This window comes from Polynucleobacter paneuropaeus (assembly GCF_003261235.1).
GTDB lineage: Bacteria > Pseudomonadota > Gammaproteobacteria > Burkholderiales > Burkholderiaceae > Polynucleobacter > Polynucleobacter paneuropaeus.
Map to the genome: position 1 here is coordinate 1,421,480 of NZ_CP030085.1, position 26,767 is coordinate 1,448,246.

At 41.3% G+C, this 26,767-nt stretch carries 29 protein-coding genes; 8 read left to right on the plus strand and 21 right to left on the minus strand.

What is annotated here, in order from left to right; all coding sequences use genetic code 11:
- Positions 1-10: 10 nt before the first annotated feature.
- The gene (locus Pas1_RS07415) at positions 11-880 is read left to right on the plus strand and encodes a hypothetical protein (RefSeq protein WP_112294910.1); all 870 of its coding nucleotides are present in this window, start codon (positions 11-13) and stop codon (positions 878-880) included.
- On the opposite strand, the gene Pas1_RS07420 is transcribed toward Pas1_RS07415, so the two are convergent.
- The 3 genes from Pas1_RS07420 to Pas1_RS07430 form a co-directional block, all read right to left on the minus strand.
- Positions 873-1,445 carry a tyrosine-type recombinase/integrase gene (locus tag Pas1_RS07420; RefSeq protein ID WP_112294911.1) on the minus strand — a complete coding sequence of 191 codons (573 nt, stop codon included), beginning with the start codon at positions 1,443-1,445 and terminating at the stop codon, positions 873-875. The genes Pas1_RS07415 and Pas1_RS07420 overlap by 8 nt on opposite strands.
- A 246-nt stretch (positions 1,446-1,691) precedes the next feature.
- On the minus strand, positions 1,692-2,414 hold the full coding sequence (locus Pas1_RS07425) for a hypothetical protein (RefSeq protein ID WP_112294912.1): 723 nt from the start codon (positions 2,412-2,414) through the stop codon (positions 1,692-1,694).
- A gap of 471 nt (positions 2,415-2,885) precedes the next feature.
- On the minus strand, positions 2,886-3,194 hold the full coding sequence (locus tag Pas1_RS07430; protein WP_112294913.1) for a hypothetical protein: 309 nt from the start codon (positions 3,192-3,194) through the stop codon (positions 2,886-2,888).
- A gap of 154 nt (positions 3,195-3,348) precedes the next feature.
- Between Pas1_RS07430 and Pas1_RS07435 the strand changes: the two genes are divergently transcribed.
- From Pas1_RS07435 to Pas1_RS07445, 3 genes are all read left to right on the plus strand, one after another.
- Positions 3,349-3,792 (plus strand): DUF6641 family protein, encoded by a 444-nt coding sequence (locus tag Pas1_RS07435; protein WP_112294914.1) that lies wholly within the window; start codon positions 3,349-3,351, stop codon positions 3,790-3,792.
- A gap of 36 nt (positions 3,793-3,828) precedes the next feature.
- Positions 3,829-4,338, plus strand: coding sequence for a hypothetical protein (locus Pas1_RS07440; protein WP_158525996.1), 510 nt, complete (start codon positions 3,829-3,831; stop codon positions 4,336-4,338).
- A 104-nt stretch (positions 4,339-4,442) separates the two neighbouring features.
- Complete coding sequence (locus Pas1_RS07445) at positions 4,443-5,099, plus strand: putative quorum-sensing-regulated virulence factor (protein WP_112294916.1); 657 nt, start codon at positions 4,443-4,445, stop codon at positions 5,097-5,099.
- Positions 5,100-5,125: 26 nt separating this feature from the next.
- On the opposite strand, the gene galE is transcribed toward Pas1_RS07445, so the two are convergent.
- Positions 5,126-6,157, minus strand: coding sequence for a UDP-glucose 4-epimerase GalE (galE, locus tag Pas1_RS07450; RefSeq protein WP_112294917.1), 1,032 nt, complete (start codon positions 6,155-6,157; stop codon positions 5,126-5,128).
- 114 nt (positions 6,158-6,271) lie between these two features.
- Here galE and Pas1_RS07455 point away from each other — a divergent pair, with 114 nt between their 5' ends.
- Positions 6,272-6,640: a hypothetical protein gene (locus tag Pas1_RS07455; protein ID WP_112294918.1), complete on the plus strand. Its 369-nt coding sequence runs from the start codon at positions 6,272-6,274 to the stop codon at positions 6,638-6,640.
- Between the two features lie 62 nt (positions 6,641-6,702).
- Here the strand turns inward: Pas1_RS07455 and fabG are convergent, their stop codons facing one another.
- Genes fabG through Pas1_RS07530 form a run of 15 tightly spaced genes read right to left on the minus strand, consistent with a single transcriptional unit; the run spans position 6,703 to position 19,558 of the window.
- Positions 6,703-7,437, minus strand: a complete 735-nt coding sequence (fabG, locus tag Pas1_RS07460) for a 3-oxoacyl-ACP reductase FabG (RefSeq protein ID WP_112294919.1) — start codon at positions 7,435-7,437, stop codon at positions 6,703-6,705.
- A complete protein-coding gene (locus Pas1_RS07465; RefSeq protein ID WP_112294920.1) occupies positions 7,434-7,877 on the minus strand; it encodes an ApeP family dehydratase in 444 nt (147 codons plus the stop codon). Before Pas1_RS07465 ends, fabG begins: the two co-directional genes overlap by 4 nt.
- Complete coding sequence (locus Pas1_RS07470) at positions 7,874-9,034, minus strand: beta-ketoacyl-ACP synthase (protein WP_112294921.1); 1,161 nt, start codon at positions 9,032-9,034, stop codon at positions 7,874-7,876. Before Pas1_RS07470 ends, Pas1_RS07465 begins: the two co-directional genes overlap by 4 nt.
- On the minus strand, positions 9,031-9,579 hold the full coding sequence (locus Pas1_RS07475; protein WP_112294922.1) for a DUF3261 domain-containing protein: 549 nt from the start codon (positions 9,577-9,579) through the stop codon (positions 9,031-9,033). The genes Pas1_RS07470 and Pas1_RS07475 overlap by 4 nt, the downstream gene beginning before the upstream one ends.
- Complete coding sequence (locus Pas1_RS07480; protein ID WP_112294923.1) at positions 9,572-11,878, minus strand: MMPL family transporter; 2,307 nt, start codon at positions 11,876-11,878, stop codon at positions 9,572-9,574. The genes Pas1_RS07475 and Pas1_RS07480 overlap by 8 nt, the downstream gene beginning before the upstream one ends.
- Positions 11,859-12,467: a LolA family protein gene (locus Pas1_RS07485; RefSeq protein WP_112294924.1), complete on the minus strand. Its 609-nt coding sequence runs from the start codon at positions 12,465-12,467 to the stop codon at positions 11,859-11,861. The genes Pas1_RS07480 and Pas1_RS07485 overlap by 20 nt, the downstream gene beginning before the upstream one ends.
- Positions 12,457-13,329: an LpxL/LpxP family acyltransferase gene (locus tag Pas1_RS07490; RefSeq protein ID WP_112294925.1), complete on the minus strand. Its 873-nt coding sequence runs from the start codon at positions 13,327-13,329 to the stop codon at positions 12,457-12,459. The genes Pas1_RS07485 and Pas1_RS07490 overlap by 11 nt, the downstream gene beginning before the upstream one ends.
- A 41-nt stretch (positions 13,330-13,370) precedes the next feature.
- Positions 13,371-14,105 carry a glycosyltransferase family 2 protein gene (locus tag Pas1_RS07495; protein ID WP_112294926.1) on the minus strand — a complete coding sequence of 245 codons (735 nt, stop codon included), beginning with the start codon at positions 14,103-14,105 and terminating at the stop codon, positions 13,371-13,373.
- A complete protein-coding gene (locus Pas1_RS07500; RefSeq protein WP_112294927.1) occupies positions 14,102-15,778 on the minus strand; it encodes an AMP-binding protein in 1,677 nt (558 codons plus the stop codon). Before Pas1_RS07500 ends, Pas1_RS07495 begins: the two co-directional genes overlap by 4 nt.
- Positions 15,771-16,286 carry a COG4648 family protein gene (locus Pas1_RS07505; RefSeq protein WP_112294928.1) on the minus strand — a complete coding sequence of 172 codons (516 nt, stop codon included), beginning with the start codon at positions 16,284-16,286 and terminating at the stop codon, positions 15,771-15,773. Before Pas1_RS07505 ends, Pas1_RS07500 begins: the two co-directional genes overlap by 8 nt.
- A gap of 26 nt (positions 16,287-16,312) precedes the next feature.
- The gene (locus tag Pas1_RS07510; RefSeq protein ID WP_112294929.1) at positions 16,313-16,573 is read right to left on the minus strand and encodes a phosphopantetheine-binding protein; all 261 of its coding nucleotides are present in this window, start codon (positions 16,571-16,573) and stop codon (positions 16,313-16,315) included.
- Entirely contained in the window at positions 16,548-17,348 is an 801-nt protein-coding gene (locus Pas1_RS07515) for a lysophospholipid acyltransferase family protein (RefSeq protein ID WP_158525998.1), read from the minus strand. Before Pas1_RS07515 ends, Pas1_RS07510 begins: the two co-directional genes overlap by 26 nt.
- Complete coding sequence (locus tag Pas1_RS07520) at positions 17,321-18,043, minus strand: beta-ketoacyl synthase chain length factor (protein ID WP_112294931.1); 723 nt, start codon at positions 18,041-18,043, stop codon at positions 17,321-17,323. The genes Pas1_RS07515 and Pas1_RS07520 overlap by 28 nt, the downstream gene beginning before the upstream one ends.
- Before the next feature lie 15 nt (positions 18,044-18,058).
- Positions 18,059-19,300: a beta-ketoacyl-[acyl-carrier-protein] synthase family protein gene (locus Pas1_RS07525; protein ID WP_112294932.1), complete on the minus strand. Its 1,242-nt coding sequence runs from the start codon at positions 19,298-19,300 to the stop codon at positions 18,059-18,061.
- Positions 19,301-19,318: 18 nt separating this feature from the next.
- Entirely contained in the window at positions 19,319-19,558 is a 240-nt protein-coding gene (locus Pas1_RS07530; protein ID WP_112294933.1) for an acyl carrier protein, read from the minus strand.
- Positions 19,559-19,699: 141 nt separating this feature from the next.
- On the opposite strand from Pas1_RS07530, the gene Pas1_RS07535 reads away from it, so the two are divergent.
- The gene (locus tag Pas1_RS07535; protein WP_112294934.1) at positions 19,700-20,344 is read left to right on the plus strand and encodes a flagellar biosynthesis protein; all 645 of its coding nucleotides are present in this window, start codon (positions 19,700-19,702) and stop codon (positions 20,342-20,344) included.
- A gap of 89 nt (positions 20,345-20,433) precedes the next feature.
- Here Pas1_RS07535 and Pas1_RS07540 read toward each other — a convergent pair whose 3' ends face one another.
- Positions 20,434-21,780 (minus strand): tyrosine-type recombinase/integrase, encoded by a 1,347-nt coding sequence (locus tag Pas1_RS07540; RefSeq protein ID WP_112294935.1) that lies wholly within the window; start codon positions 21,778-21,780, stop codon positions 20,434-20,436.
- A gap of 454 nt (positions 21,781-22,234) precedes the next feature.
- Between Pas1_RS07540 and Pas1_RS07545 the strand changes: the two genes are divergently transcribed.
- Both Pas1_RS07545 and Pas1_RS07550 read left to right on the plus strand, forming a co-directional pair.
- Positions 22,235-23,158, plus strand: a complete 924-nt coding sequence (locus Pas1_RS07545; protein WP_136625609.1) for a PDDEXK family nuclease — start codon at positions 22,235-22,237, stop codon at positions 23,156-23,158.
- A gap of 17 nt (positions 23,159-23,175) precedes the next feature.
- Complete coding sequence (locus Pas1_RS07550; RefSeq protein ID WP_112294937.1) at positions 23,176-23,679, plus strand: HEPN domain-containing protein; 504 nt, start codon at positions 23,176-23,178, stop codon at positions 23,677-23,679.
- A gap of 615 nt (positions 23,680-24,294) precedes the next feature.
- On the opposite strand, the gene rpoD is transcribed toward Pas1_RS07550, so the two are convergent.
- Positions 24,295-26,703, minus strand: coding sequence for an RNA polymerase sigma factor RpoD (rpoD, locus tag Pas1_RS07555; RefSeq protein ID WP_225971604.1), 2,409 nt, complete (start codon positions 26,701-26,703; stop codon positions 24,295-24,297).
- Positions 26,704-26,767 lie beyond the last annotated feature (64 nt).

Consider the following 26,767-nt stretch of genomic DNA (forward strand, 5'->3'; position numbering starts at 1 on the left):
ATATTTAAATATGGCAAATAGACAAAAATTACCTCGTTTTGAACTTCAGGGCAGCAGCTGGGAAGAAAGTGGTTTATTTGCAGCTAGCGATTGGCGATATGAAGCTTTAGTGGATTACCTTAAGCTCAGTCCTAGCTATAAGCTAGTTTGCGAATTGGCTAGAAAAGGCTCAAAAGTTACTCCAAACAATGCGCCTAAAGACTGGAACAAAATAGTTAAAACATTTGATGATTTTGGAGATGTTTGGCGTATTCCAGAAAGCCGCTGGTGGAACAGTCGTGGAGTAGCGCTATTTGGTATTAAAGCTGCTAAACCCCAGACATTTATCGCGGGTAATTCTGATGACTCCGCTCTTATTAATAGCAAGACAGCTGTTCAATCACAAAAGACGTGGCAAGACATGGGTAAGCCAGAGTGTCTGGTACTAGCTATACCAACCAATCAAACAAAACAAATGGCACTAAAACAAATCAGCGCCATTGTTAGGGCTAATACCTTCGTTGGCTCAAAACCAAAATTAGTGAAGCCTTCATACGAACTCGTTCGCTCTAAGTTGCGTGAGCCTACTGTTAAGCTGGGTACTATAGCGCTAAAGATGCACCAAAAGGGATATCCGCTTTGGTTGATTGGTAATCAGTTGGCCCTGTCGCCAGCCCACCATATTGAGCTAGACGATGAAGGTAACCCAATTAAAGATGAATTGAGTTTATCTGAAAAGAAAGTTCGATTGGGGATACTGGCTAGCAAGCTCATTAACAAAGCAGAGCTGATTGCTGAAAATGCCGCACGTGGGCTCTTCCCTACTGATACTCCTTGTAGGCATGCCATTAAGTTTGAATCTACAACCCGTAAAGCGGGAAGACCCGCCAAAACTAAATGAGCTCTACCGCTCTGCGCTTCATATCGTCATTGACATCGATATATGCTTGCGTTGTGCTGATATTGCGATGACCCGCTAAACTCATCAGCACCCTTACCCCGATGCCTTTACTGGCTAGGTTGGTAATAAAGCTTCTACGTCCACTGTGACTTGTTGCCCCTGCTATTTGGCATTGCCTATAGATGCTATTCATATGCTGAGTTAATGTATTAGCAGTAAAGCCTCTACGTGGAAACTTCTGGGTTGGAAAGAAGGCCCACTGGGGATCTCTGGTTTTTAGAGTATCTGCATAACCCTGTAATTCAACCCTGAGCTTCTCATTCACAAATACAGTGCGAGCCATCGCACCTTTAGTCTGCTCAGCACTTAAGCGAATCTCGCTTTTCACCGTCAAATTGGCGTCTAAAACGTCGCACATGCGTAGCGCAGCAACTTCACCCACTCTAAGTCCAGCCCAATGCGTAAGCAGAAACATTGCGCGATTACGCTGTGCGTGCTTTGAATACTCCACGTAATTGAGTACTTGTTGTAATTCTTCGAATTTAAATGTTTTTGCTTGCGCCATATAGATAGCTCCTAAAAGTATTAATTACTTATCTATAAGCATATTTCCTGATGTATTGAATGGACAACCGAGAGTGTCAAAATGCCACAGAGCTATTGATCTCTAGGATTTCAAAGGGTTACAAGCTGAACTAATGATTTCTATAATTTTGTGAGGTTTTTTATCTTATGGAATTTTCATAAAAGACCATGGTGTAAATCACTAATGTAATAGAAAGTGGGATATGGAAAACGAATGAAAAAATACTCATTCAATAAAAATACCAAAATTGTCCCAAATAAAATCTTTGATAGTTTTACCATTTGCAAAACTTATTTCAGCTACAGTTTTGTTGGATGACATAAAGAGAACTGAAAATAAAAACCATATCAATGAATAGTTTGAACCCTTGAGCGGGAATCTCATCGACTTCTTATGGTCGAATAGTATTTCTATGCTATTTGCAAATATTGAGGCACTTGAAAGTTCACTAGGATGTTTGCCTTGATCCAGAGTGTACTTAAATTCACTAAGGCCTGCTTCTTCTATCTCATCATCTTTTAGGGATAATTTTTGATATTTACAAGTTGACTTAATCTTAACTAAGTCTGCAGGGTATTCATAATCAAGTCCAAATTTCATACTGCCTGATTCAAAATAGTCTTCATCAAAATCATATTGAATATTTTGATCTAAGCAAACTATCGAAGCTAAATGCAAACTTTCAGTGATGTACTGCTGAATAAGTTCCCCTTCGAATTCGCTTTCATATGGCACATCTTGATATATAAGCGAGCCAATTGCTGGATCAATTAAATCAGCCTTAGATTTCTCAACCCAAGATCCACTCATATAAATATTGGCAGAAATAGCTTTACATTTCAAAGCTAAATCTTGGATTTGTTCTTTATTTAGATACGCAACTATTTCCATAAAAGCGGATGTATCTAAATTTTTAAGGGCTTTAATTGCAATATCGAGTTTGATCATTGATTGATTTAATACTTATTAAAGTAGTTAACTTATTGGTTAATATAAGGCGAACTACATTCGCCTGCTCTTCGCTCGCGCTCATCACATTTCTTTGTTCTATATTACTAAAAAATCATGACTGCATCTATTTGTTTTATGACTTGATTGGGCTATAGATCCTGAAGTCAAACGACGGCTATAGTACTTAAAAAAGTACTATTCGCCGCCGCTGCGTGTAGATTGGTCTGATGAGAACCTTTGCAACACGACTCTAAAAGACTTTCCCGAAGACTGATGTATTGAAACTTCGAACCTACTTTGGCATTGATTTGCCTGGTAGGAAGCCTGCGGCCACCTTGTTATGCATCACCTTTAGAGCAGCAATGCCAAGGCTGGGGTCATTAGCCGTCATATTACCCCCCAGTGTTTTAACCTTTTTTATAAGAGTTGGCTGGTCTCTGTTCTTGCCTATGTTTTATTACTGCTAGCCTATTGTGTACTGCGCGCCTTCATTGCCTTGCGGTTTACCTTCTTGCCTAAATTGAGCACTACGCAACATAAATCCCGATTTACGCTTACATGCGTTTTAGGGTGATTTACGGCATAGATAAATTGCTCTAGCCCTTTAATCTGCTCGGTATTTAGATACTGGAGCTGTTCACCTAATAAATTGTTCGCCCTAGCCTGTGCTTGCAACACCAGCACATCTTGGTTTACAAAACGAGTAGGATTAATACCCTGCGTTTTGAGCCATTTGTTGGTAGCGCTTTCTGCTCTGTAGTTTGTGTAATTTTTCATACAGTTATTTAGTTATACCAATGAATCGCCAACGATCTTTTATTTCTTCATGGATTTCAATGGTTTATATGGCCTATTTTGTGGCCTTTTTCGGTAGGAATTTCTCATCTCTGAAGTTACTGTAATAACTATACAAACACTACAGGAGTAAGAGATGACAGCGCTTAGTAGCTTACAGCTAGTTAATAGTAAGAAGTCTTTAAAAGCTAGCCCCATAGTTCATAGACGTAATAAGTTAGTGGCCAAAATTCATGAACAACTAGAGCTTTGTGAAGCAAAAATGAATGGGCAACTTTATGCACCCAAAAAACTACGCACCTATATTAATAAACAAACTGGTGAGCGCATGACTGTGGAAGGCGTAAAACGCATTAAAGAATGGCACTGGACTACGCCTGATGGACTTATTCATTTATCTGTCAAATACGGCTCCAAAGTATTACCCTTAGCGGCTGATGGCAGTAACGCCATTGTTTGCGCTAATAAGGATGCTCTAGTACAAGCACTAAAGACATTGAAAGTGGCAGTTCTTGATGGAGAGTTAGATCTTGCTATTGCAAAGGTTAGTAGCTATACCAAAAATAACTTTCATAAGTAAGTCCGCTCACGCTAAATATATGAATAGGAGAATAGCGTGAGAATGAATGAAATTATTGACCCTGAGGATCAGCTAGCACTACTGCAGAACATCCTTAATAGCGCTCTACATACGATTAGGCAGCAAGCTGAAATTCAGTTGAGGCAACAGCCTACATATCAACCTAAGCTGATTACTAAAACTATCCCCAAAGCTAAATCTGTGAGTAAGCCTAAAGCCATCCCCAAGCCTAAAAAAGCTCCTTATGCCGCAGCTCCAAAACCACTACCAAAGCCTAAGCCATTGACCCCATCTCCAATACAAGTAAAAAACCAGCAACAAAAGAGTCAGCAGGAATATGCAAAGACAGTCCAAAAGACTTTAGCTAAAGCTCCAGTAAAGCCAATGCCAAAATCACTACAGCCTCTACCAGGCAACATCATTAGCCCTATTGGGAGCGGAGATCCCGAATTAGAGAAAAAGCTAGATTTTGCTAGACGCCAAGGAGAGCAAAACCGGGCTAGCGGTTCAGAACCCCATTTAAGCCATAAGAACCAACTTTATTAATTCGTCAGACAAACGCACTATGCGAGCCGCAATACTGATACTTTCTAAGCGTTACTTTAAGTAACGCTCATAATTACACCTATAACTACTAACCCTAATTACCCATGTCCAAAACCATTATTTTCGATACCGAAGCTACAGGTATTAAAGAACCCGTATTAATAGAAGCTGCTTGGGTTGAGCTTGAATCCATTGAGCCCTTTACTGTTACCAACCCATTTGTACAGCGTTATAACCCTGGTAAACCCATTACCCTTGGTGCACTAGCTACTCATCACATCATGGATGAAGAATTGGTAGATTGCCCACCCGCAGCTAGCTTTACATTGCCCGGTCATGTGGACTACATCATTGGGCATAACGTGGACTTTGACTGGGAAGTTATCGGCAAACCTGAAATCAAACGTATTTGTACGCTAGCCCTAGCTCGCAAGCTTTGGCCTGACTTAGATAGTCATAATCAAAGTGCGCTTATGTATTACTTAGAACGCGATACAGCACGTGAGCAATTGCGTAATGCTCATTCAGCTATTGCAGATGTGGGTATTTGCGCTGTGATTCTTGATCACATTTGCCAAGAGCTAGGTATTCAAACTGTAGAAGATTTATATGCTGAGTCTGAAAAGGCTAGAACCCCAACAACCATGCCGTTTGGTAAACATAAGGGTATGTTGTTATCAGATGTACCTAGCGACTACAAGCAGTGGCTACTGACTCAAGGGGATATTGATCCTTATTTGCGGAAGGCTTTAGGGGGCTAAGCGTTACTTAAAGTAACGCTTAAGATTTAACTCCTCTTGATTGCTTTTGTGCTTTTAGTGAGTTCAACGCTCGTCATTAATACCCTATAACTATCTAAACACATATCAGATAATGAATGTGTTGGTCTCCACTCAATGAGCTGAATAGCGCTATCAATATCAGCAAAACTAACCCCGACATCACCCATTCTTTTAGAGGCAATACATTGAGGTATTTTTTTTCCAACAACATGCTCATAACTTGAAATTACATCTCGGACACTTTGGCCATGTCCTAATCCAAGATTTATTGTAAACAGCCCATCGCTACTATCCAAAAGCTTCATGGCAGCCAAATGTCCTTTCACCAAATCAACTACATGTAAATAATCTCTAATGCATGTGCCATCCTTGGTATCCCAATCATCTCCATATATACATAATGAGCTCTTTTCACCAATCAGAACTTTTGCAATCTCAGAAAACAAGGAATGTGATGTTGTCAGCACGCTATCAAAAAGCAAACCAGATGGATGACTTCCAGCAACATTGAAATATCTCAAGCTTACAGAATTTATTGCAGGTATCTTATTAAATTCCTCAGCAAGCAATCTCTCCCCATCTAGCTTCGTTTCTCCATAGTAGTTTGTTGGAACAGGTATAGATTTTTCAGATATTGGGGATGTGGCGCTCTGACCATATACAGCCGCAGAAGAGCTGAATATAATTTTGAAGCAATTATGGGCTCTCATAACTTCGAGTAAGTTTCGGAGACCTTCAACATTTACATCAAAATACTGCTTCTCATTCACCATGGATTCCCTAACATCTTTAAGTCCCGCAAGATGGATCACATGGGTTATGGGGTATTTGGAGAAAATATTAGTTAACAACCCCTTATCTCTAATATCTCCTTCGATAAAGATCGGGCCTCCCTTGGAAATCGTTGATACTTCACCAAGTCTATCAAGACTTGAATTTGAGAGATTATCAACCCCAACAACTTGAAAAGAGCCTTCTAAAAGCTCAATCCAGGTATGCGAGCCAATGTATCCAGTGGCGCCAGTTAGAAGAATCATAGCTTCTGAAGCTGCCTTATTTATATATAAAAATTAAGAGGAATCTAACATACAATCATAAAAGCTCTTATCAAAGAGTAAGTACAAGTAAAACCAGATCTCAAAGGGGTCAAAATGAATATATCCACACATAAAATCATTTCAATAGTCTCAGTAGGTTTAATTCTTGCTGCGTGCGCCACCACAACTGGCGTTTTGCCAAAAGGTGATGGGCTTTATACAATCAATGTTTCTCGCGGTGATACAGCAAAGGTTAAGTTACGCGCCTATCAACATGCCGAGAAATTCTGCGCCGAGAAGAGTGCCAATGGAATTGAGGTAGCCAAGGAAGACTTAAGAGCCGATCCAGCCTCACCCAATATGGGCATCATTGATCTAGATTTCAGATGTAAAGGTGCTGTTAATTCTGATTTTGGAAAGAAAGTAATGAAAGAAATCCAAAAGGATGAAAAGAAAGATGCCAAGAAAGCTGCTAGTCAATAGTAATTAAGTAAGCTTATCTTTTAGGTTAGGAGGGCTTGCCCCTCCTAATGCCCTAAAAAAAACTAGATCATTCCACCGTTAACAGAAATTACCTGTCTTGTAATATATGCAGCGCCTTCACTCATCAAAAAACTAACCGTTGCAGCAACCTCTTCCGGCTTGCCCATTCTTTGAGCTGGCACTCCTTGTAAAACTACATCAATAATTTCCTGAGAAACCATATCGGTCTCTATTAGACCTGGCGCCAGGCAGTTAACGGTAATATTCCGTTTAGCCAGCTCAATAGCCAAAGCCTTGGTTGCACCAATAATTCCAGCCTTGGAAGCGCTGTAATTCACTTGCCCTCTATTACCCATTACGCCCGAAACGGATGACATGGTAATGATTCTGCCTGGCTTCCTGGCTGTCACCATGGGCATAACCAAAGGATGAAGAACGTTATAAAAAGAACCTAAATTTGTATTAATAACACTATCCCACTCTTCACCAAGCATCGCAGGGAATGAATTATCGGCAGTAATGCCTGCGTTACAAACAATGCCATAAGGTGCTCCAGCTTTAGCCAGATAATCCTCCAGGGAATCCTTAGATGCGACCCTATCTGAAACATCAAACTGCAAAAGATGTGAATCAGTATTGAATTCTTTTTGAAGCGAATCCGCTAACAATTTCAATTCGCCAATGCTAGACCTGCAGTGAAGCGCTAGATCGTAGCCTTCAGCTGCTAGCTTGCAGGCAATAGCCTTGCCAATGCCTTTGCTAGCGCCAGTAATAAGAACAGTTTTATTAAGTTTCATTTAGACAAATATAAAGCATCATCATTAGGCTCGAATAGCGTCAGAGTCCCTTCGCAGAGTGGGCGCCCAGAATCGTCCTTTATGATGCCTGAAGCAGAAATGGTAGGCTGCGTCAGAGACTCGGGATCAATTTGAACCTCTATCGTGACCTTTTGTCCAGGAGTAAATTCTGGGACATGTGCAACAAAACTTCTACTACCCAACAAAAACCCTAGAGAAGGCTTTGCTGACTTCTCAGAATCCCTAAGTCTAGATATCACTGCTGCTGATTGAGCCATCAATTCAAGCCCAATCCAAGAGCCAGTTCCGCCATCAGAAAAAGGATAATCATTTTTAATCGTTGCTTCAATAACAACAGAGCAATCATTTCTGGAAATTAGTCTATCAACCAGAAGCATTGATGAGGCGTGAGGTAGCAACCCAATCAGTTCAGAATTCACACGCTCTCCAATATTAGAGAAGTATTATTTCCACCAAATGCAAAATTATTAGTCATAACCACTTTAGGGGCGCTTTCCAACTGAGCAGCAATATTTAATTTTGGCAACTCAGGATCTTGCGCCTGATCCCACAAATGAGGAGGCAGCCGCCCATCGCCCTCAAGGGCAAGACAAGAAATCGCAGTCTCAATTGCACCAGCAGCTCCGAGAGTGTGCCCCGTGAGCGGTTTTGTGGAGCTAACCGGGCATTCAAATCCCAATTTGTTAATAAGTTGAGATTCCATTGCATCGTTGTGTCGTGTAGCCGTACCATGTAAGTTTATATACTCAACCTGATCAACTCTTCTGGCAGACATCTTTAGAGCATCATTCACTGCCAATGCCGCCCCCAACCCACTTGGATCTGGTGCCGAGATGTGATAACCATCAGAACTCTCCCCCCATCCAGAGAGGGAGATATTTCCGGGCTGACGACTCATTAAAAACAATGCACCACCCTCCCCAATATTTATTCCAGACCTATTGAGCGACAAGGGGTTACAGCGATCAGCAGATACAGACTCAATTGCAGTAAATCCAGCAACAGTAAACTTGCATAGCGTATCTACGCCGCCGACTATCACCAAATCCACCATGCCTGACTTTAATAGTCTTGCGCCGCTGATAATTGCTTTAGAGCTTGATGTACATGCCGTTGATATTCCATGCACAATCCCAGTAATACCCAATCTATCAGCAAGAAAATTAGCAGGCGAACAAAATAGTCGCTGCGATAAATCAAAAGACTTTGGAAATTTATTGTTTGCCATCAAATATGGGAAAGCCTCTTCTTCCCCAGATATCCCTGAGGTGCTAGAGCCAATAACAATAGCTATACGACTTTTATCAACATGGCTAGAGAGAGAATAAAAGTTATCTTCAAGACCCTGAAAGACTGCCAAGAGTAATTGGTTATTCCTTGAGCGATGCTTTATAGGTGTCAAACTTAGATCAGGCAACTGATCACGAACCAATCCCAAGGAAAGCGATCTTCCGGGACTATATTGTTCTGTTTTGATCATCCCTGGACTAACGCCAGAAAAAAGGTTTTTTCGAGTTTCAGAAACCCCATAACCCAGCGGGCTAACAATCGAATAATTATTGATATAAATAGTCACTTAACTTCACTTATAACGAAATTAACTTTGTATTCCGGCTGAAATCTCTCCACCAAAACAAGTTCGTTTTTATCAGCAGTCTTTTGGTGCTCAACATTCACCAATAGCCTCTCGTCACAGTATATCTTCCCAACCTCACCAACTCTTACTAGTTTGCAGTTTTTAGGCAATTTACCCTCCAAAGCAGACCTTGATGATAGGGCTAAGATAACGTCATCCACAATCAGTTTATTGGGCACATAGAATGGCAACCCAGTCCCAGTACCTTCTGCTATTAGGTTACCGTTATATGAAAGAGTAAAGATCCGAATACCAAATGAGGATCCAATGACTGTCAAGCCCTGTTTACGCACCTCAACTACAAGATCCATTGTGGAGGAATCAGACCCCCTTGTTAAATGCATTTGCATCTCAAGCACACGTGGCTCACCTAATGCATTGAGACTTGTACCATCAGAGTCATTTAGAAATACAGTGGAGCATGAGCTCAATGCGAGAGTAATGATTAGCATTCCCAGCAAACGAATGATTAAACTATTACTCATCTATATCAACTCTTTTAGCAAAAAACAGAGTTAGTAACCAAGAGAGCAGAACACCAAAAAGTAGTGCAATTCCAAAACTATGTATTGCTGGCACTGAACTCAAAGCAAGGCTGCCAAAGGAAATTAATGTCATCAAGGCTGCTATTGATATAGATAGCAGCACCCTCTTATCGGCAGGATACTGGAGTAAGAAAATTCCATAATCAGTACCAATACCAAGAAGCAAAGCAAATGCAATAACCGTCATTAATGTAATGGTTTCGCCAGCTAGACTCAGGATGGCTAAAGTCATGCAAGTTGCAAGAATCGGCGGTAGCACAGCTCTCCAGGCGCTCCTTCTGTACTTTATATAAATTGCCACAAATGTGAGTAGATAGCCCATTGAAATCACATAGGAAAAAAGAGTTCTGTACCTTGAAAATACATCTGAAATCTCTTGCGGTTTATCAATCCAAGAAATATCTGCACCCGCCAATTGAGAAAGCTTACTAACCGCCTCCAAACCATTAACCCCAGTCAGTAAAACAGCAGTTGATTTAATTGTCGAAGAATCCGATGCGAACCAAAGATACGACAACTTTTCATAAAAGTGGGTTTCTTTTATCTCATCAACTGTTAGCGGCTTATTTACTTGACCTTGACTTTGTACCCAGGCTGCACTCATACCAAATTCTTTAGCAATCTGCTTTGTAGCATTTTCTTTGGCTTGGGATGAATATGCCTTGCTTGCTATTGTTTGCGTGGTCATTGATGGGATAAACTTAGTTATTGACTGATAACCACTAATCATCCCTTCAGAAACTAATTTATCTAGGTTGTTAGTGAGGTCTTCAGCCCTAGAGAGAACCTCCTCCTCGGTAGAGCCGCTAACAATAAAGAATTGAGATGGGCTTGGCAAATTGAGAATCTCTGAAGTTTTTATTTGCTGAGCTATCAATTCTTTGTCAAAACTTGCTAATAACCTAATATTGTCATTGGAGCGAAAAGAAAGAACTCCATAAAGGGATACCAGAATCATTGCAGCAATAATGACTTTTCGAGCCGGAACCGAAATGCGATGATTTATAGGTTGAATGTAATTAACCAACGTCAAGGAACTATTTGCATTAAAACGTAATTTATTAATATGCGGAAAAATCAGAACTACAGTCAACCAAGCAGCTGATATGCCAGCTATGGAAAAAACTGCCATCTGGGATAACACTGGAAATGGTGTAATTGCCATCAAAAAGTAGCCCGTTGCCGTTGTAATCAAAGCTAGGAACATTCCAGGCAGCAGATATCGCCTTCTCTCAAGTGGATTTTTAATATCGTCGATCGAAGCGGTCAGCCAATACAAGCAGTAGTCAACTGACATGCCTATCAAACTCGTGCCGAATGCAAGAGTCAAGATATAGATTTTTGGGAAGATAAAAAAACATGCCAGTAAAGCATACAGAAATCCAATTGCTACTGTCAGCAGCACAATAGCAACCGCATAAAGACTTCTAAAGATATAAATCACGAGAAGCAATGCAGAGATGCCGGAAATTAATCCAATTAAAGAAATATCGTTTTCGATTAACCTTGAAGTATCAGCGGCAAAGAAAATAACCCCCGTCTTAATAATTTCTACACCTTGATGCTTAAGCTTAGTTTCACTAATAGCCGCATTAATCGCATCGGCAAGAACGACCTGAGCAGACAATGATTCCACAGAGGTATTAATCTCCATAGGCAATGCGACGTACGAAACTCCCGCCCTCTCAACAACCAAGCTATCACCATAAGGTCGCACCTTAGTGATGCCACCAAGGCTATATAGCCAATTACTCAAGAGCCCGAAAGGATCATCCCTCCAGGGAATAGGTGAGCTACCCATGGAATAGGCTATCGCATTTGATTTATCAACCCAAAAAGCTGCTGGCTGACTATCTAATAGCGAAATATCTTCCGAGGTAACCAACCCAGACTTATGAACTAGAAGCTTAGATACATATTCTGCATAACCATCTTGCGACTGCGTGCTCTTGATATCTAGACTCTTGATTAAAGACTTAAATGTTTTCTCTGCCTCTAAAGATGCCTCAAGACTGCCTGCACTCAACAATACAACTATTGATCTTTCGCCCTTTTTGGCTACACGGTCAATAAACTCTTCAGCGACTACATTTCGCTCTGATTTCGGAAGCAAGGAAAACACATTGTTATCAAGGCGAGTGGAAACAACATGAAAATTAAGGGCCGTCCAAATAGTGAGCCCAAGGGTCGCAGATAGAAAAAGAACCGATAGGGTCTTACTAGAATTGAAGAATTTCATCTTTACTCAAGACTGGAGCCAAACGCACATCAGAGAAAACAACCTCAGTTAAGTCGCCATCTTTTGAAATGAAGCTAATACGATTGATTGCAGAGCTGCCTACAATCGTAATTTTCTTAAAAAAAGTTGAGGCTGTATTTTTAGGCGTCAGTTCAAGATTCCAACCCTTGGCTGTCACATCACCAGAGTAATTAAATAACTTCTCCAGTGCACTCATGTCGCCAGAAAAAATGGCTAGAACTAATTCGTTAATATACTTAATGGATGGCTCGCTTCGAGCATCCATATTCATTAAGACACCACTCTTATTCCCTATGCGAATCCCCGAGTCAGATACTTTTAGAGTTTGGTAGATAGGTTTTTCCGTAATCCATATAATCCCCTTACCCTTATCAACGATGAAGAATCCCTCAGAGTTTAGTTTTTTACTCACTCCTGAAAGTGTTTTACTTTGGGTAAACTTTCCACGCACAGTAGGAGCTGAACTAACTAGGCCCTCTATTTGACTTACTAGCGAATTAGCGCAAACAGAGCCAGCAATCAGAAACAGAATAAGAGCTATTAACCTTTTAAAAATGCTATTCATCATTGATGCAACGCTGCCAAAAAGGATAGAAATTAAACCATTGAAAGGGAGACTTTAAGCAGCCCTCTTCTAATCTATTGGCAAAAGCTTGGGCAGCCTCTTCAATCGATCCTGATTCCCCGCCAATACCGAATTCAGAAATTTTCCGACAAGATAGCTGGTAACTACCCCCAACCTTAATTGACGTAAGCGAAAATAAAGGGCAACCAAGAGTTTTAGATAGCATATATGCACCTATAGGGAAGTCAGCCGTAGAGCCTAAGAAATTTACAGGAACTGTATTTCCCCACAACAGAGGGACTCGATCACCTGCAATAGCTATCAAACCACCTTTTTGAATCTTTTCAGATAAAAGCATTGCATCATGCATCGAAAATTTAGATACCTGAATAATATTTAGAGCGCTCTCAGGGTTAATAGACTTTAAAAGATGATTGAACTTGACGGCATGACTTGTATGCACAAGAACAGTCAAATTAATATCGGGATATAGCTGTCCAATGGCCCTACAAAAATCCAAGTTTCCCAAATGAGAAACAGCAACAACGGCACCAAGCCCTGCGCCTGCGTGAGAATGGAATTCCTCTAGACCCTCTAATGAATAATCAAGGTCATCAATTCGACCGCTCCAGATAATCAGCTTATCTAGAATGCACTCTCCAAATGCATATAAATGCCTAAAGATATTCAATGAGGTTGGCTCTGGAGAGGTGCCCCCGCTATACAGATAAAGTCTTTGTAAATAATCTCGAGATGATTCTCTAGCAATTTTGCTAACTACAAAAAACCACAAAATAACGGGGTACAGAATAATTAATACAGGTAGCCTGCCAAAAATCCTATATATAAGAAATAAGATTTTCATTCCAAAGGAGGCTGAGACCTCATTTATGTCCGCCCAATGAATCAAGCTAGAGCCCTTCTAAGCATTAACTTTGGTGAGTTCACCAGCATTCCGAAGAATAATCTAATGTGAAGTTTGGTAATTAGAAAATTATCGTTAAAGAGTTGAAAATGCGATATCCCATCAAGTGGATACCTTACTCCAACAGGTAGCTGAATAGTATGCAAATCAGCCCAATGCGCCCTTACCAGTATTTCAATGTCAAAATCCATACGCTGCCCGAATTGCTCGCGAGCATCTATAACCCCTAAGGTTTCCTGTAAAGGGTAGATTCGGAATCCACACATTGAATCCTTGATCTCAAGAGAAAGTGTATGGATCCATACCAATATATGCGTCGCATACCTCCATAACTTTCTACTGGTTGGTACTGATTTGTCATACACAGGCATCCCTGAAATAATTCTTTTTGGATATTGCTCTGATAACTTAATAAGGTCTGGAATTTTTTTTAAATCATGCTGCCCATCAGCATCCACCTGCAACACATGTGTGTACCCCTCCTTTAGAGCCTCTCTCATACCAGTGATAACTGCAGCCCCCTTCCCCCCATTTAAAAAGCGAGTCGCCAACGTAACTTTGGGTGGCTGAAGTAACGGCAGAAGACTTTGTTTGGCTTGAGCACCACTTCCATCATCTACGATGATGATATTGAGGTCATAGGGTAATAATTGATTTACCACCGATCCGATTGCATCAGGATGGTTATAGAAAGGTATTACCACGCACAACTTCATCCTTTATCGCTCCTAAATTTCAAAATACCGCTGGAATAAATGGCATCTGCATTGTGATATTGATATTTTAGATTCATTGATTCAGGATTGAAGTCTAACCTTAGACGAATAATTTGATTTGGTTGAATAAATTTTTGAAACTTAATTTGAGACATCCCAGAAAAGATATGATTTTTGATTAAATGAACTTCTGCAGATCTCATTGCCCATTCGATTAATGCCACGCCTGGGACAACTGGGAAATCATCAAAGTGTCCATTAAAACAATCTAGACTTTTGAGCATATCCAAAACCAATTCAATGGAATTTTCTTCAGCTTTACGGCTTACGATGATAGGAGTTTTTAATCTCTCCAGGAATAAACTATCTAAATTTACTTTCAAAACTTTACCCAGAGCATTTACTGGGAACTCCTCTACAAATCTCCACCTTCTTGGTATTGCAATTAAGTTGACTTTACCTCGCAATGACTCTTTCAGGCTATTAATCAATTGCAATCTTCCATTGACTTCAAGAACTTTAAGACCTAAAGGGCTTAGCCTTAATACTGCACCTAATTGAGCCCTCCTCCCATTCTCTATGTCACTAATAGCGCAATCTTCCACTAAGTTAGATTCGTTTATGGACCCCATAAGCTGACTTAAAGAAACTCTGGTACCTTCTATTTTGACGATTCGATCAGCTCTTCCGAGTATTTCAAATGAATTTCCACTTAGACGAGCTAAATCAGATGTTGAGAACCAGTCATCGCTGGGGCAAAACTTGGATTTAATTTCCAGCACATCTTTTACTGGCTTCTTAAACTCCACTCCCTCCTGAACTTGCCAAGACATTTCGGGGGAGCTCCTCCATGCAATGTGACCCGTTTCAGAACTGCCGTATACGTCAACTACTCTAGTTTTTGCAATGGAATTGATTGTGGAAAAAATCGTATTCTCAAGGATTCCACCGGCACTAAAAATCGACTGAATCCCAGAGCCAATATTCTTATGCTGTGAAGTGGTATCTGCAATACTCTTTAAGAAGGATGGGCTAGTAATTAATACTTGTGGATTTGACGTATGCCACTCATGTCCACCTCTGATTGCAAGCCTTGATAGGAGCGAACCACGTGAAAGTGGCCAATAGACCCCAAAAGGCATACCAAAAAAATGTTGATGGCTGACCGTCCTATAAAACACAACGTTTTTTGTTATCTCTTGACCAAAAGTGAACTCGAGAGCATCGACCTCATTCTCAAGTTGTCGAATGGTTTTATCGATGCATACGGGCTCACCAGTAGATCCCGAGGTAAAAATTCCTAATGCCTCAAAGTTAGAATCGACTTCGCTGAAAACTTTATTGGCAACTTTATTGCCTGCATCCCACCCAGTTAAATCCGGTGCGTCAAACTCACCAACCTTAAACCAGCTGGAAAATCTTGGGCTTAAGGCGATATTTTTATCAACCGGAACCAGGACTTTTCGCCCCTCTTGCCAAGCCGCAAGCAACCAAACCAGAAAGATGTAAGCATCAGAATGAAATAAAGCAATTTCCTCATTGGGTAGGGATTTAATAGATCCCCTTGCTTTTGATACATCATCTTTTAGTTTGGCAAAGGTTACACCATCATCTGTTATCAGGGACTCATCATGCCCATTTAATAGCAAGGTAGATAATTTATAGCTAAGCACTTTTTATATACCTTTTACGGCAATAAAACTCTCCAGCGAACATTAGCCCCATAAGTGCATAAGAAATTGCACCATTGTATATAGACCAATATAACTTATCTTCCAACAAAACAGTTGCAAATGCTACGCAGCCGTTGATGGCAAAAAATAATGCCCAGGCAAGCGTAACTTTCCTTGCGTAAGGAATCTCTAGATCAGAAAATCTTGGGTCTTTTAATCGAGCAATCTTCTCTACGATAGTCTGCGGTCTATATAAGCTTGAAACAAATACAGAGAACAGAACTGCATTAACCATTACTGGATAGAAGTAAACAAAATTAGGGGCTCTTAGTAATAAAGAGGCGCCACCAAGAACGAAAGCTACAAGTGCGAGCGCTTTACCCCAGTATGGATTTTTCTTAAGAAAAATGAGGGGTATAAGAAATATGCCGGCTACCCAGAACGGTACTCCGAAAAACTTGAATACCCAGATCGATATTGGCAGCAAGATTGCCAGCAGAAATTCCATTTAGCCCCATTTATCAATTTAAAAACTTACTTGGTTCTATTTTCAGCAACAAACTTAGCTAAAGTTGCAACGGAATAAAAATGCTTACCTTCAGTTTTTGTTACGCTTGTTATCTCAAGTCCATAGTTTTTCTGAAGAGCAACCCCCAACTCCAAGGCATCTATAGAATCTAAGCCAAGGCCATCAGCAAAGAGGGATTCCTCAGAGCTAATATCCTCTGGTTTATAGTCTTCTAAATTCAAACTGCTAATGATTAATTTTTTAATCTCTAATTCCAGATCGCTCATATTCCCTTAGTTCGTGCAAGTAGTATTCTTCTAGGTACTCAGTTAATTCTTCAGTTGATAAGATAATATCGCCCCCAGCCCTAATCTTGGTTGCAATCTTTATCTCTTCCATCACGTAAACGGTTAATAAAGGCTTATTCAAAGGAACTTTGTACCAGCTATCATCTTTTTTCAGAAATGGCTCAGAAGTAAGCATCAATAATGGCGTTATATCAAAGCCACCTTTAATCGCTATATAAGCAGCTCCCCGCTTAAAGACAACCTCTCCCAAAACCTTTGTTCTAGTTCCCTCAGGGAATACTATCAAATTATCACCAGTGGTTATAGATTCTATAGATTTCCTAATTAGCTCTGGACCTTCAACATTACGAATTAGCCCGGCTAACTTCGCCAAACCGTACATACTTGGGTTGTTGAATAAGCTGGATTTAATAATCCCATTAGGGTTTTCTATTAGTGCAATTAATACAACTGCATCGATCAAACTAGGATGATTTGCTAAAACTAAACGTCCGCCTGATTTCAAGCGGTCGATATTTTTTATTTGTAAATTCATAACACCTAGAAGTTGCATCCCCCACAAAAAACTTTGAAATGATTTTCTGAGTAATCTCTTTCCGTATTTTCTCCGGGTCTCACTGTCACTTGTAAGTATCAAAATAGGAATTGAAGCGCAAGTAAGTAATATGCCACCCAACCCAAATATGGCAAATAAAAGACCGGTCGCGAAAATACGCCAGTATCGATTCAAAGCCTTTCCCTCTTTAACATCCAAGAGGTTGCACCAATGTCGCATTGACACAAATGATCCTGCGTTATCAGGAATCGAAAAGCCTGGAGACTACTGGATAGCTCCGCAGAATTTAGACTATGCTTCTCACTACCAAAAAATGAGAGTGACATGTCTCCAGTTGGAACAAGATCAATAGCATACGCATAACATTCATCGGTAAAGTCGCAATACTGTCTGTACTCTTTAGGCACAAACTCTTCAGCGACAATGATGCGCACCCTTTGTTCACCGCAAGCAAACAATCCTAGCGCCTCAATGATGGCTGAGAATACCCCTGCCTCAGAAGAAATGGCAAGAACATTTGAGTTTATCTTCTTATCTATCGTGTACAAACTGGGGATTGCATTATGAACAGCCAAACTAAAAGACTGCGGTGACAGAGCCCCAGTTTCAGCTAACTCTTTAAGTAACTCGTAACATCTCTCAGACTCACCCAGCTTGCTACAAAAAATTATTGGTGAACTTATTTCCGGCAAACTATAAGCAGTCTCTAAAGCCATACTACCAAGACGCTTCAATCTTCTTCGATTTATTGGCTGCATTCCTTCTACCTTTGGCTTATCTTCGCCATTCGGAGTAAAGGGATTTTTAGCCCATGCTAACCATTCTTCTTGGGTTCTTAGGGATGAGCTCCAAGCTGACCAAGCTTCAATCCCAAAGTTATTAGACGGATTCATAAAGTTACTGATCTATTAGACTGACTTAAATACTAAAACTGCATTACTGCCACCAAAGGCAAATGAGTTTGATATTGCAGCTTTGAGATTTAATTTGTTGTTATCCCCAACCTTAATGTGACGAACCCCTTCGCAAGCTGGATCAACATCCTTTAAATTAGCCGTAGGGGGAACCACTCCATTCCTAATGGAGAGAATTGTTATAACAGCCTCTATAGCTCCAGATGCCCCCATCAGGTGTCCATGCGTCGATTTAGTGGAACTCACAGCCAAATCCTTGGCTTGATTCCCAAAAACTCTTCTAAGTGCTTCTATCTCGCTAGGATCACCCTCTACAGTTGCAGTTCCGTGAGCATTTATATACCCAACATCGTCAGGCGTAACGCCAGCATCATTAAGGGCTAGCGAAATGGCAGCGACCTGACCATTTGAATCAGGCTTGACTAAGTTTGCATGATCGCAATTTGCCCCATAACCTGCTAACTCTCCAATAATTGGCGCATTTCTAGCAACGGCATGTTCCCAGTCTTCAAGAATGAGTGCTGCAGCGCCCTCGCCCAATACAAGACCTGAGCGACTCTTATCAAATGGACGGCAGGCATTAGGAGATGTTTTCTCATCACCCGGAGAGAGCACTCGCATGCCATCCCAAGCACGTATTACTCCATATATTAACGGCGTATCAGATCCGCCAGCAACCATTACGTTAGCTTCGCCATCACGAATCCTTCTGTAGGCTTCCCCAATAGCCGCTGATGCCGATGAGCAAGCAACCGTATAACTTAACGATGAATTACCTAGCCCTAATTGAATTGCAATATGAGAGGAGCAAGCGTTATTCATTCCCATTACAACGGATAAAGGTGGTAAACGCTCTCTGCCGTTGAGCCACATCTCCTTCAAACCCTGCTCATAAATTCGAGTACCACCTAAAGCTGTACCCCATGACACTCCAATATCAGGCTTATGAGACTTATCGTTAATATCAAACCCCGCGTTAGTCCATGCTTCAAATGCGGCAACTAAGCCCATCTGAGAGAACTTATCCATAGAGATGGTTCTTGGCTTACCCAATATCGCATCGCCGTTAAAGTTTTCACAATGAACGGCGGGGATAGAAATAGATCCAGGAATATCGTTTGTGGAGTAGTGGCGAATTGACGACTCACCACGAATAGTGCGATCAAAAAAACTGCCGATAGAATCGCCTAACGGATCAACTAGTCCAACGCCAGTAATAGCGACCCGTCTCTTCATGATGGAGATTTCTGTGGCTTAAGACTTTGGAACAAATGGCTCAATGATGGCAATTAATTCACCAATGGTTTTTGGCTTTTCTGTTAGATCGGGTATTTTGACTTTGTATTTGTCTTCAAAATCGAACAGCAACTCAATTTGCATTAAAGAATCAATGCCAAGATCCTCCAAAGAAGCGCCAAGAGTGACCTTATCTCTATCAATGCCAAGGCGCTCTTGAAGAAGGGTTTGCATGGTTTCTAATGCGATATTGCTCATATTTTCCCGAAATTATTATTTTTCTCATTATAAATCTTAGTGGGATTCATCTGGGTATATATAGGAATACCCTAACCACACTTTAAAACTAAGATAGTTAGATACCTATAATACTTATAAGAAACCTGGGGGGAGATTTTTGTGAATATCACATCTAAACTAATTATTTGCGTTATTAGTGCACTAGCAATTGGTGGCTGCGCTACAAGTAGAAGCACGCTCGATATTCAGCTACCCAAGGGGCAGCCATCCCAATCTAATGGCAAGCAGGTGTATATAAACTCTATCGTGGATAAGCGCTCATTTCAGGTAAGCCCGCCTAACCCAGATATCCCCTCCCTTGATCCATCGGAAGATCAAACAGAGCAAATTAAAATGAGAGCTATTGGCCGCAAGCGCAACGGATTTGGAAAGGCTCTGGGGGATATGCTCCTAAAAGATGGGGAAACAGTTCAGTCGCTAACTGATAAGTCAATTAGGCAGGCATTTGAAGATAAAGGTTACAGCATCGTCGCTAATAAAGATGGGGTTACAAAAGACACCTACATCGTTGATGTAAATATTGAAAAATTTTGGGCGTGGATGAACCCTGGATTTTGGCAGATCACCTTGAGCAGTGAAATTTCTACCGATGTAATTATTAAATCATCCAAAGGAACAACCAATCAGCAGATATCGGTTAAAGCAGCAGATGGCTATCAAGTGGCAACGGAAAGCAATTGGATGGAAATAATTCAAAAATCAATTCAGCTATATATAAATGACTTGAAGTCAAAATTAAATTAATAGAATTGGCTTAATAAAAACCCACCAGAGAATTGAACTGACTCCCAAAAGTTGGCCGTTACTTAAAGTAACGCTTACATCCCCGCTAACTAAGCAGCCCGAAGCTCCCGTTCAGCCTGCTTCTTACTTGGATAGTTGTCCGCAGCCTTGTTATCCGCCTCAATCAGTTTTCTAGTATTAGCCCCACGCAATTGCTCAATAGCCTGTATTACCTGTAAGTGGCTATAGTGACGCTCAATCATTAAGACGCTAGTGCCCATCTGTTTAGCTAAAGTATGTATTGGCACCATATCGTGAGTAAGTGCTAAGGTGGCATAGGTATGTCGTAGGCTATAGAACACCCGCTTTTGATTGGTCTTGGGATCAATCAATAAACCATGGTCAGCTAAGAACCCATCAAACATGTGATTAAGAACATCACTTAAATCCCTACCTTCTTTGGTTCTAAAGATGTAGTCATCATTGGTAGGCTTAATCAACTCAGCCAGGGGATCTTTAATTGAGCTAGCCACTCCATAGTTTCGAAGGGCAATACGCTCTAGAACTCTAACGCTAGGTAAGCGTCCAATAATCTGTCTTTGCCCAGTTTTGCCTTTAACAGTCATCTCACAACTACGATTCAAGCTATGAACTTCAATGACTTCACCATCTTCATCCAATTGATCTGTCACCGTACTAATGGGATTCATCATGAAGCGGATTTGTTTCCATTTCATATTTAATAGTTCCGTACCGGGTCTTGCACCTGTATCAACCAACATCTCCACATAGTCTCTAAGGATCTCACGACGTTCACGCACGTCCTTAGTTCTACCTGATTCTATGTATGGTCCCAATAGCTTTAATAGCGCTCTTAACTCATGCAATTCAAATGCTGGGCGACGAACGCTCTCTTTAGTTTTACCATCTAGCTTGGGACGATTACTTTCGGTTAAGTAACCTCGTACGATAGCCTCATCGAATACTCTGTTAAATGCAGCATTTTGAGTTTTGCGATTACTGTTTGATATTGCCAAGCCATACCTAGCTTCTCGGTCATCGTAGTAGTGCTGCAGGGCATCGTAGTCAATATTGGTAATGAGCCTTTGCCCAAGACTGGGAATGAAATGCTCATTGATGATGCGAATGTAGTCTTTGTAGATTGATTTGCCTAAGCCGCCCTTTAAGTCTCGCTCCATGCGATCAATAGCCAACATGGCGATATCTTTAAATCGTTTGGTCACGACTGGGATGCCAGAGCGCTTGCGTATTTCTGCTTCTACTAATAGCTCTTTGGCTTTATTGACCGCTAAATCAAGTTGAGTCTCTTTGGTGGTAGCCCGTATCCACTTGTTATCTACCTTATAGCGGCATTGCCATACGGCACTATGCTCGCGCTGATAGAGGGTTAGGTTACGGTGTATGAGTTGATGTGTACTTTCTTTTTTAATTGCCATACACATACTTTAGCTTCTGACAATAGGCTAGGACAACCTAATTGGATGAATTACTGGGGCCAATTTAGCCAAAATAAAGTGTGGCTAAGAGTGGGGATTATTTGAGGGTTTGTGGGAGGATATGGCGGAATGCTGGAGGGGGAGCTGAGCGTTACTTTAAGTAACGCTTGGGACTTAGAATAGGAATATGGCCACTAAATCAGCACCAAACAAATATTGGACAAAATCACTTGTCTTGGCTGAGGCACGCAAATATCAAACTCGTAGCGAATGGAAATCAAATTCCCTAGGCTCCTATAAAGCCGCTTTACGAGAAAAATGGCTTGAAGAAGCTGCAAGCCATATGAAGGTAGTCAAGATTAATTGGACACTTGATTCCCTTAAAGCCAATGCAGCACCCTACCCCACTAGAGGCAAATGGAAAGAGGCGCAACCGGCAGCCTATAAAACTGCAATGACTAAATGCTTGCTCGATCAAGTCTGTGCTCATATGGCCCTAGGAAAAATGCCAAACCATTATTGGACCAAGGAAAGGGTTCTTGAAAGTGCAAGAAAATTTCCTTCAATAGCCGCTTGGAATTCAGCTGAAGTTACTGCGTACAACAAAGCCAAAAAGAACAACTGGATGAAAGAAGCTACAGCACATATGCATGCTCTAGCCATGCCAATAGGTCCTTCAATCATTCATCAATTCTTAATGAGTCACGATATCGCATATGAGGCAGAGAAAAGGTTCAAGGATCACCCAGAGGTCGCCAGTAAACCATTTGATTTTTATCTTCCAAAATTTAATCTAATCATTGAATACCATGGCAGACAACATAAAAATGGCTGGAGAAACGATGCCAAGAGCAAAGTTGAAATTCAAGCTAACGACAAGATCAAAAAGGATTGGGCTAAGAATCAAAAAATTAACTTCCTAGAAATCCGAGTGTGGGAAGTTAAAAAAGCTGATGAAATTGGCAGACTAATTACACAAACACTCATGAGCATTGCAAAGAAGACTAAGCAATCACTTGAATTAAAGCAAAGAGAGCTTACAAAGGCAGAGTTAAAGAAAGTCCAAAGTGGGCTAGCTTTTGATGAGGATGCTGTTTTAGAGGAAGCGAAGAAATACAAAACTCGCTCTGAATGGATGAAAGGCTCTTCAAAAACCTATAGATTTGCTTTAGCGCATGGCTTAGCCGATATAGCTACAAGACACATGACCTTTGTTACTGAACATGGCAAATGGACTAAAGAGAACATTATTCAAAGTGCCAAACAATATGTAAGGAAGGCTGAATGGCGAGCCAATGAATCAAGCGCTTATGCCATCGCACATAGAAAAGGTTGGCTTGCTGAAGCAACTGCACATATGATTAAAGATAGAAAATAAACAAATCAATACCTGGTATGGTAAGAATATATAAAACTGATGAAGAAATCTCACCGAAGGAAATGGTGAACTATGGACTTGACCATCTAAGTGCTGGGGCAACTTTATTTAAAGGGAGTCCTGAGCACTATGACTCTGCAGGATATTTAATACACATTGGTTATGAATGTGTATTAAAGGGGTGGTGGCTAGAGCAAGATAAGGAAATTCAAGATGGTCACGATTTGATAAAAATTTGCAATAGGATTAATGATTTTCAATTTGATGAGTTGCCAACAGAAGCTCAAAACACAATTAAGCTAATCAATACATTCAAGTTGCTTAGATACCCCAACCTACTAAACCCAATTGAAATAGGTACTGAGGCATTAGATCCAATTCTTCACCTTATCAAATTTACCCTTACTGTTATGCCAAAAGAAATTAGACCTAAACAGCATGAAGAATTCATTATTAAAGGCAACCGTAAGCTTTATAAGAAGCCAATAATTCCAGCAAAGAAAAAAGCAGCAAGTAGATAACCTTACTAAAACCGTTACTTAAAGTAACGCTCAAATGACAAAACCCTCACCATTGCTGATGAGGGTTTGCTTTTCTGGTGGGCCCACCAGGACTTGAACCTGGGACCAAAGGATTCCGGTTTGTGTAGCTTTCACTACTCCCTGGACTATGCCTTCATCATATTCAAACTTAACATCTGAACTTAGATGGGTGCCGTCTAGTCTCTACACGTTCAAAGTATTTCTACTAAGCTTCGCTCGGCGTTAGCTTGTGCAGCTTTTGGCTACATTTAGCTTTCTCCGAATTTGACACCATCCCTTATGCAGTTTCCACGCATAAGGCACAACTTTCGCTATGAGTCCTCTGCTCTAACCAACTGAGCTATGGGCCCTAAAACTGTTTTTACTACACACCTTGCTGCTGGTGTTTTTTACTTCAAAACCAAACTAAAACCGCATTTACTACACACCATGAAAAATGCCCTGGTGTGTAAGCGGTGTGTAAGCAATTTTGACCACCTAATCGACCACTAACCTCTTAAATACATTGAGGTCTTTACTGCTAGACCCCTAGGGCTTCTTTCTTATGAGTCCTCTGCTCTAACCAACTGAGCTATAGGCCCGTAAATGCTTCGATCAATCTTCCTCTAGGAAAGTTTTTAGCTTGTCACTACGACTTGGATGACGCATTTTACGGAGTGCTTTTGCTTCGATCTGACGTATACGCTCTCTGGTGACATCGAATTGCTTGCCCACTTCTTCGAGAGTGTGGTCTGTGCTCATCTCGACACCGAAACGCATACGCAATACTTTTGCCTCACGCGGCGTTAATGAGTCCAAGACATCTTTCACTACATCACGCATCGAGTCATGCAAAGCTGCTTCAGCCGGAGCTAAGGTATTTGAGTCTTCAATGAAGTCACCTAAATGAGAATCTTCATCATCACCGATTGGAGTCTCCATGGAGATAGGCTCTTTGGCAATCTTCATGATCTTACGAATCTTATCCTCAGGAATTTCCATCTTCAGCGCTAAAGTTGCAGCATCTGGCTCATGGCCAGTCTCTTGCAAGATCTGACGGCTGATACGGTTCATCTTGTTGATCGTCTCAATCATGTGAACAGGGATACGGATCGTTCGGGCTTGATCAGCGATCGAACGCGTAATAGCCTGACGAATCCACCAAGTCGCATAAGTAGAGAACTTATAGCCACGGCGGTATTCAAACTTATCTACCGCCTTCATCAAACCGATATTACCCTCTTGGATCAAATCCAAGAACTGCAAGCCACGGTTAGTGTATTTCTTAGCAATGGAGATTACCAAGCGTAAGTTAGCTACGGTCATTTCACGCTTAGCTTCACGAGCGCGCTTCTCACCAGCGATCATCTGCTTGTTTACTTCCTTTAACTCAGGAAGTGGCAATACAATGCGCGTCTGAATATCAATCAGCTTCTGTTGTAGCTCTTGAATCGCAGGAACGTTACGCTCTAAAAGCGCTGAGTAAGGCTTGTTCTCTTTGAGAAGCTTGGTAGTCCAGCCTAAGTTCATTGACATCTTAGGGAATTCTTTCAAGACTTCACCGCGATTAACGCCAACCTTATCCACTAAGAGGCTCACAATACCGCGCTCCAGTTTCCAAACCTGATCAACTTGTGAACGCATGGTGTCGCATAACTTCTCCACACTTTTCGCAGTCAAACGGAAACCTAACATCTCATTACGAATATTTTCTTGCGCTTTAATATAGGCTGGGCAGTTATAGCCATCCTTATCAAAGGCTCTGCGCATTTTGTCAGCCTGAGTACGAACCACTGCAAACTTCTCTAGAGAGATTTGCTTCAGCTCTTCTAATTGCTTGGCATTTGCTGTGGCAGCGCCACCGCCACCGCCACCTTCTTCGCCTTCGCCCTCTTCACCCTCTTCGGCATCAGGATCAATCTCTGGCTCTTCTGGTCCCAACTTGATATCTTCTGCATTAGGATCAACCAGGCCATCTACAAACTGATCAATTTCCATTTCACCGGAAGTAATCTTGGCAGCGTTATCTAAAATCTCCGCAATGGTGACTGGGCAGGCAGATAAGGCCATCACCATGTCTTTTAAGCCAGCCTCAATCTTCTTGGCAATGACAATCTCACCCTCACGAGTCAAGAGATCAACCGTACCCATTTCACGCATGTACATGCGAACAGGATCGGTAGTGCGGCCGAATTCTGAATCCACAGTAGATAAAGCAGCTTCAGCCTCTTCCTCAGCTTCTTCCTCAGAAGTAGCTGCAGCAGTGTTCTCACTCAGAAGCAATGTTTCTGCATCAGGCGCTTGTTCATAAACAGTAATGCCAATATCGTTCAACAGACCAATCAAAGTCTCTAACGCATCCGCATCAGACAACTCATCAGACATCACGTCATTCATCTCACCATGGGTTAAGTAACCCTTGGATTTACCCATCTTGATCAGGGTCTTCAAACGGGCGCGGCGGAGTTCTTGCTGCTCCTCAGAACCCAACTGCTGTGCAGCAAATTCTTTTAAGAGGGCCTTTTCTTTTGCTTTACGCTCGCGGGCTTTTTGACGATCAGTCAGAACAACTTCACCACCTTCAACTGGCGCAGTTTTTGCCTTTGGCTTACGGCCACGGGTTTTCTTTTCTTCAACCACCTCTGCCACAGGAAGCGCTACTTCTTTTACTTTTTTACCCTTAGCCGCTGGCTCAGCTTTTGCTGCCTTGGCTGGAACTGCCTTAACTGCTTTAGTAGGCGCTTTTGCTGGCACCTTCTTTGCAACGGGTTTCTTCGCTACAGGTTTAGCTTTGACCGGTGTTTTTACTGGCGCCTTCTTTGCAACGGGTTTCTTAGCTACTGGCTTGGCTTTGACCGGTGCTTTTTTAGCAACTGGCTTTTTGGCTGCAGGTTTAGCTTTGACCGGTGCTTTTTTAGCAACTGGCTTTTTGGCTACAGGTTTAGCTTTGACCGGTGCTTTTTTAGCAACTGGCTTTTTGGCGATGGCTTTCACAGCGGGTTTTTTTGTCTTAGTAGTTGGCATTTGTTAGTACTTACTTACATTACTGGTGATTGATATCGACTGATTAAGTACAGCCCCGTTTGCC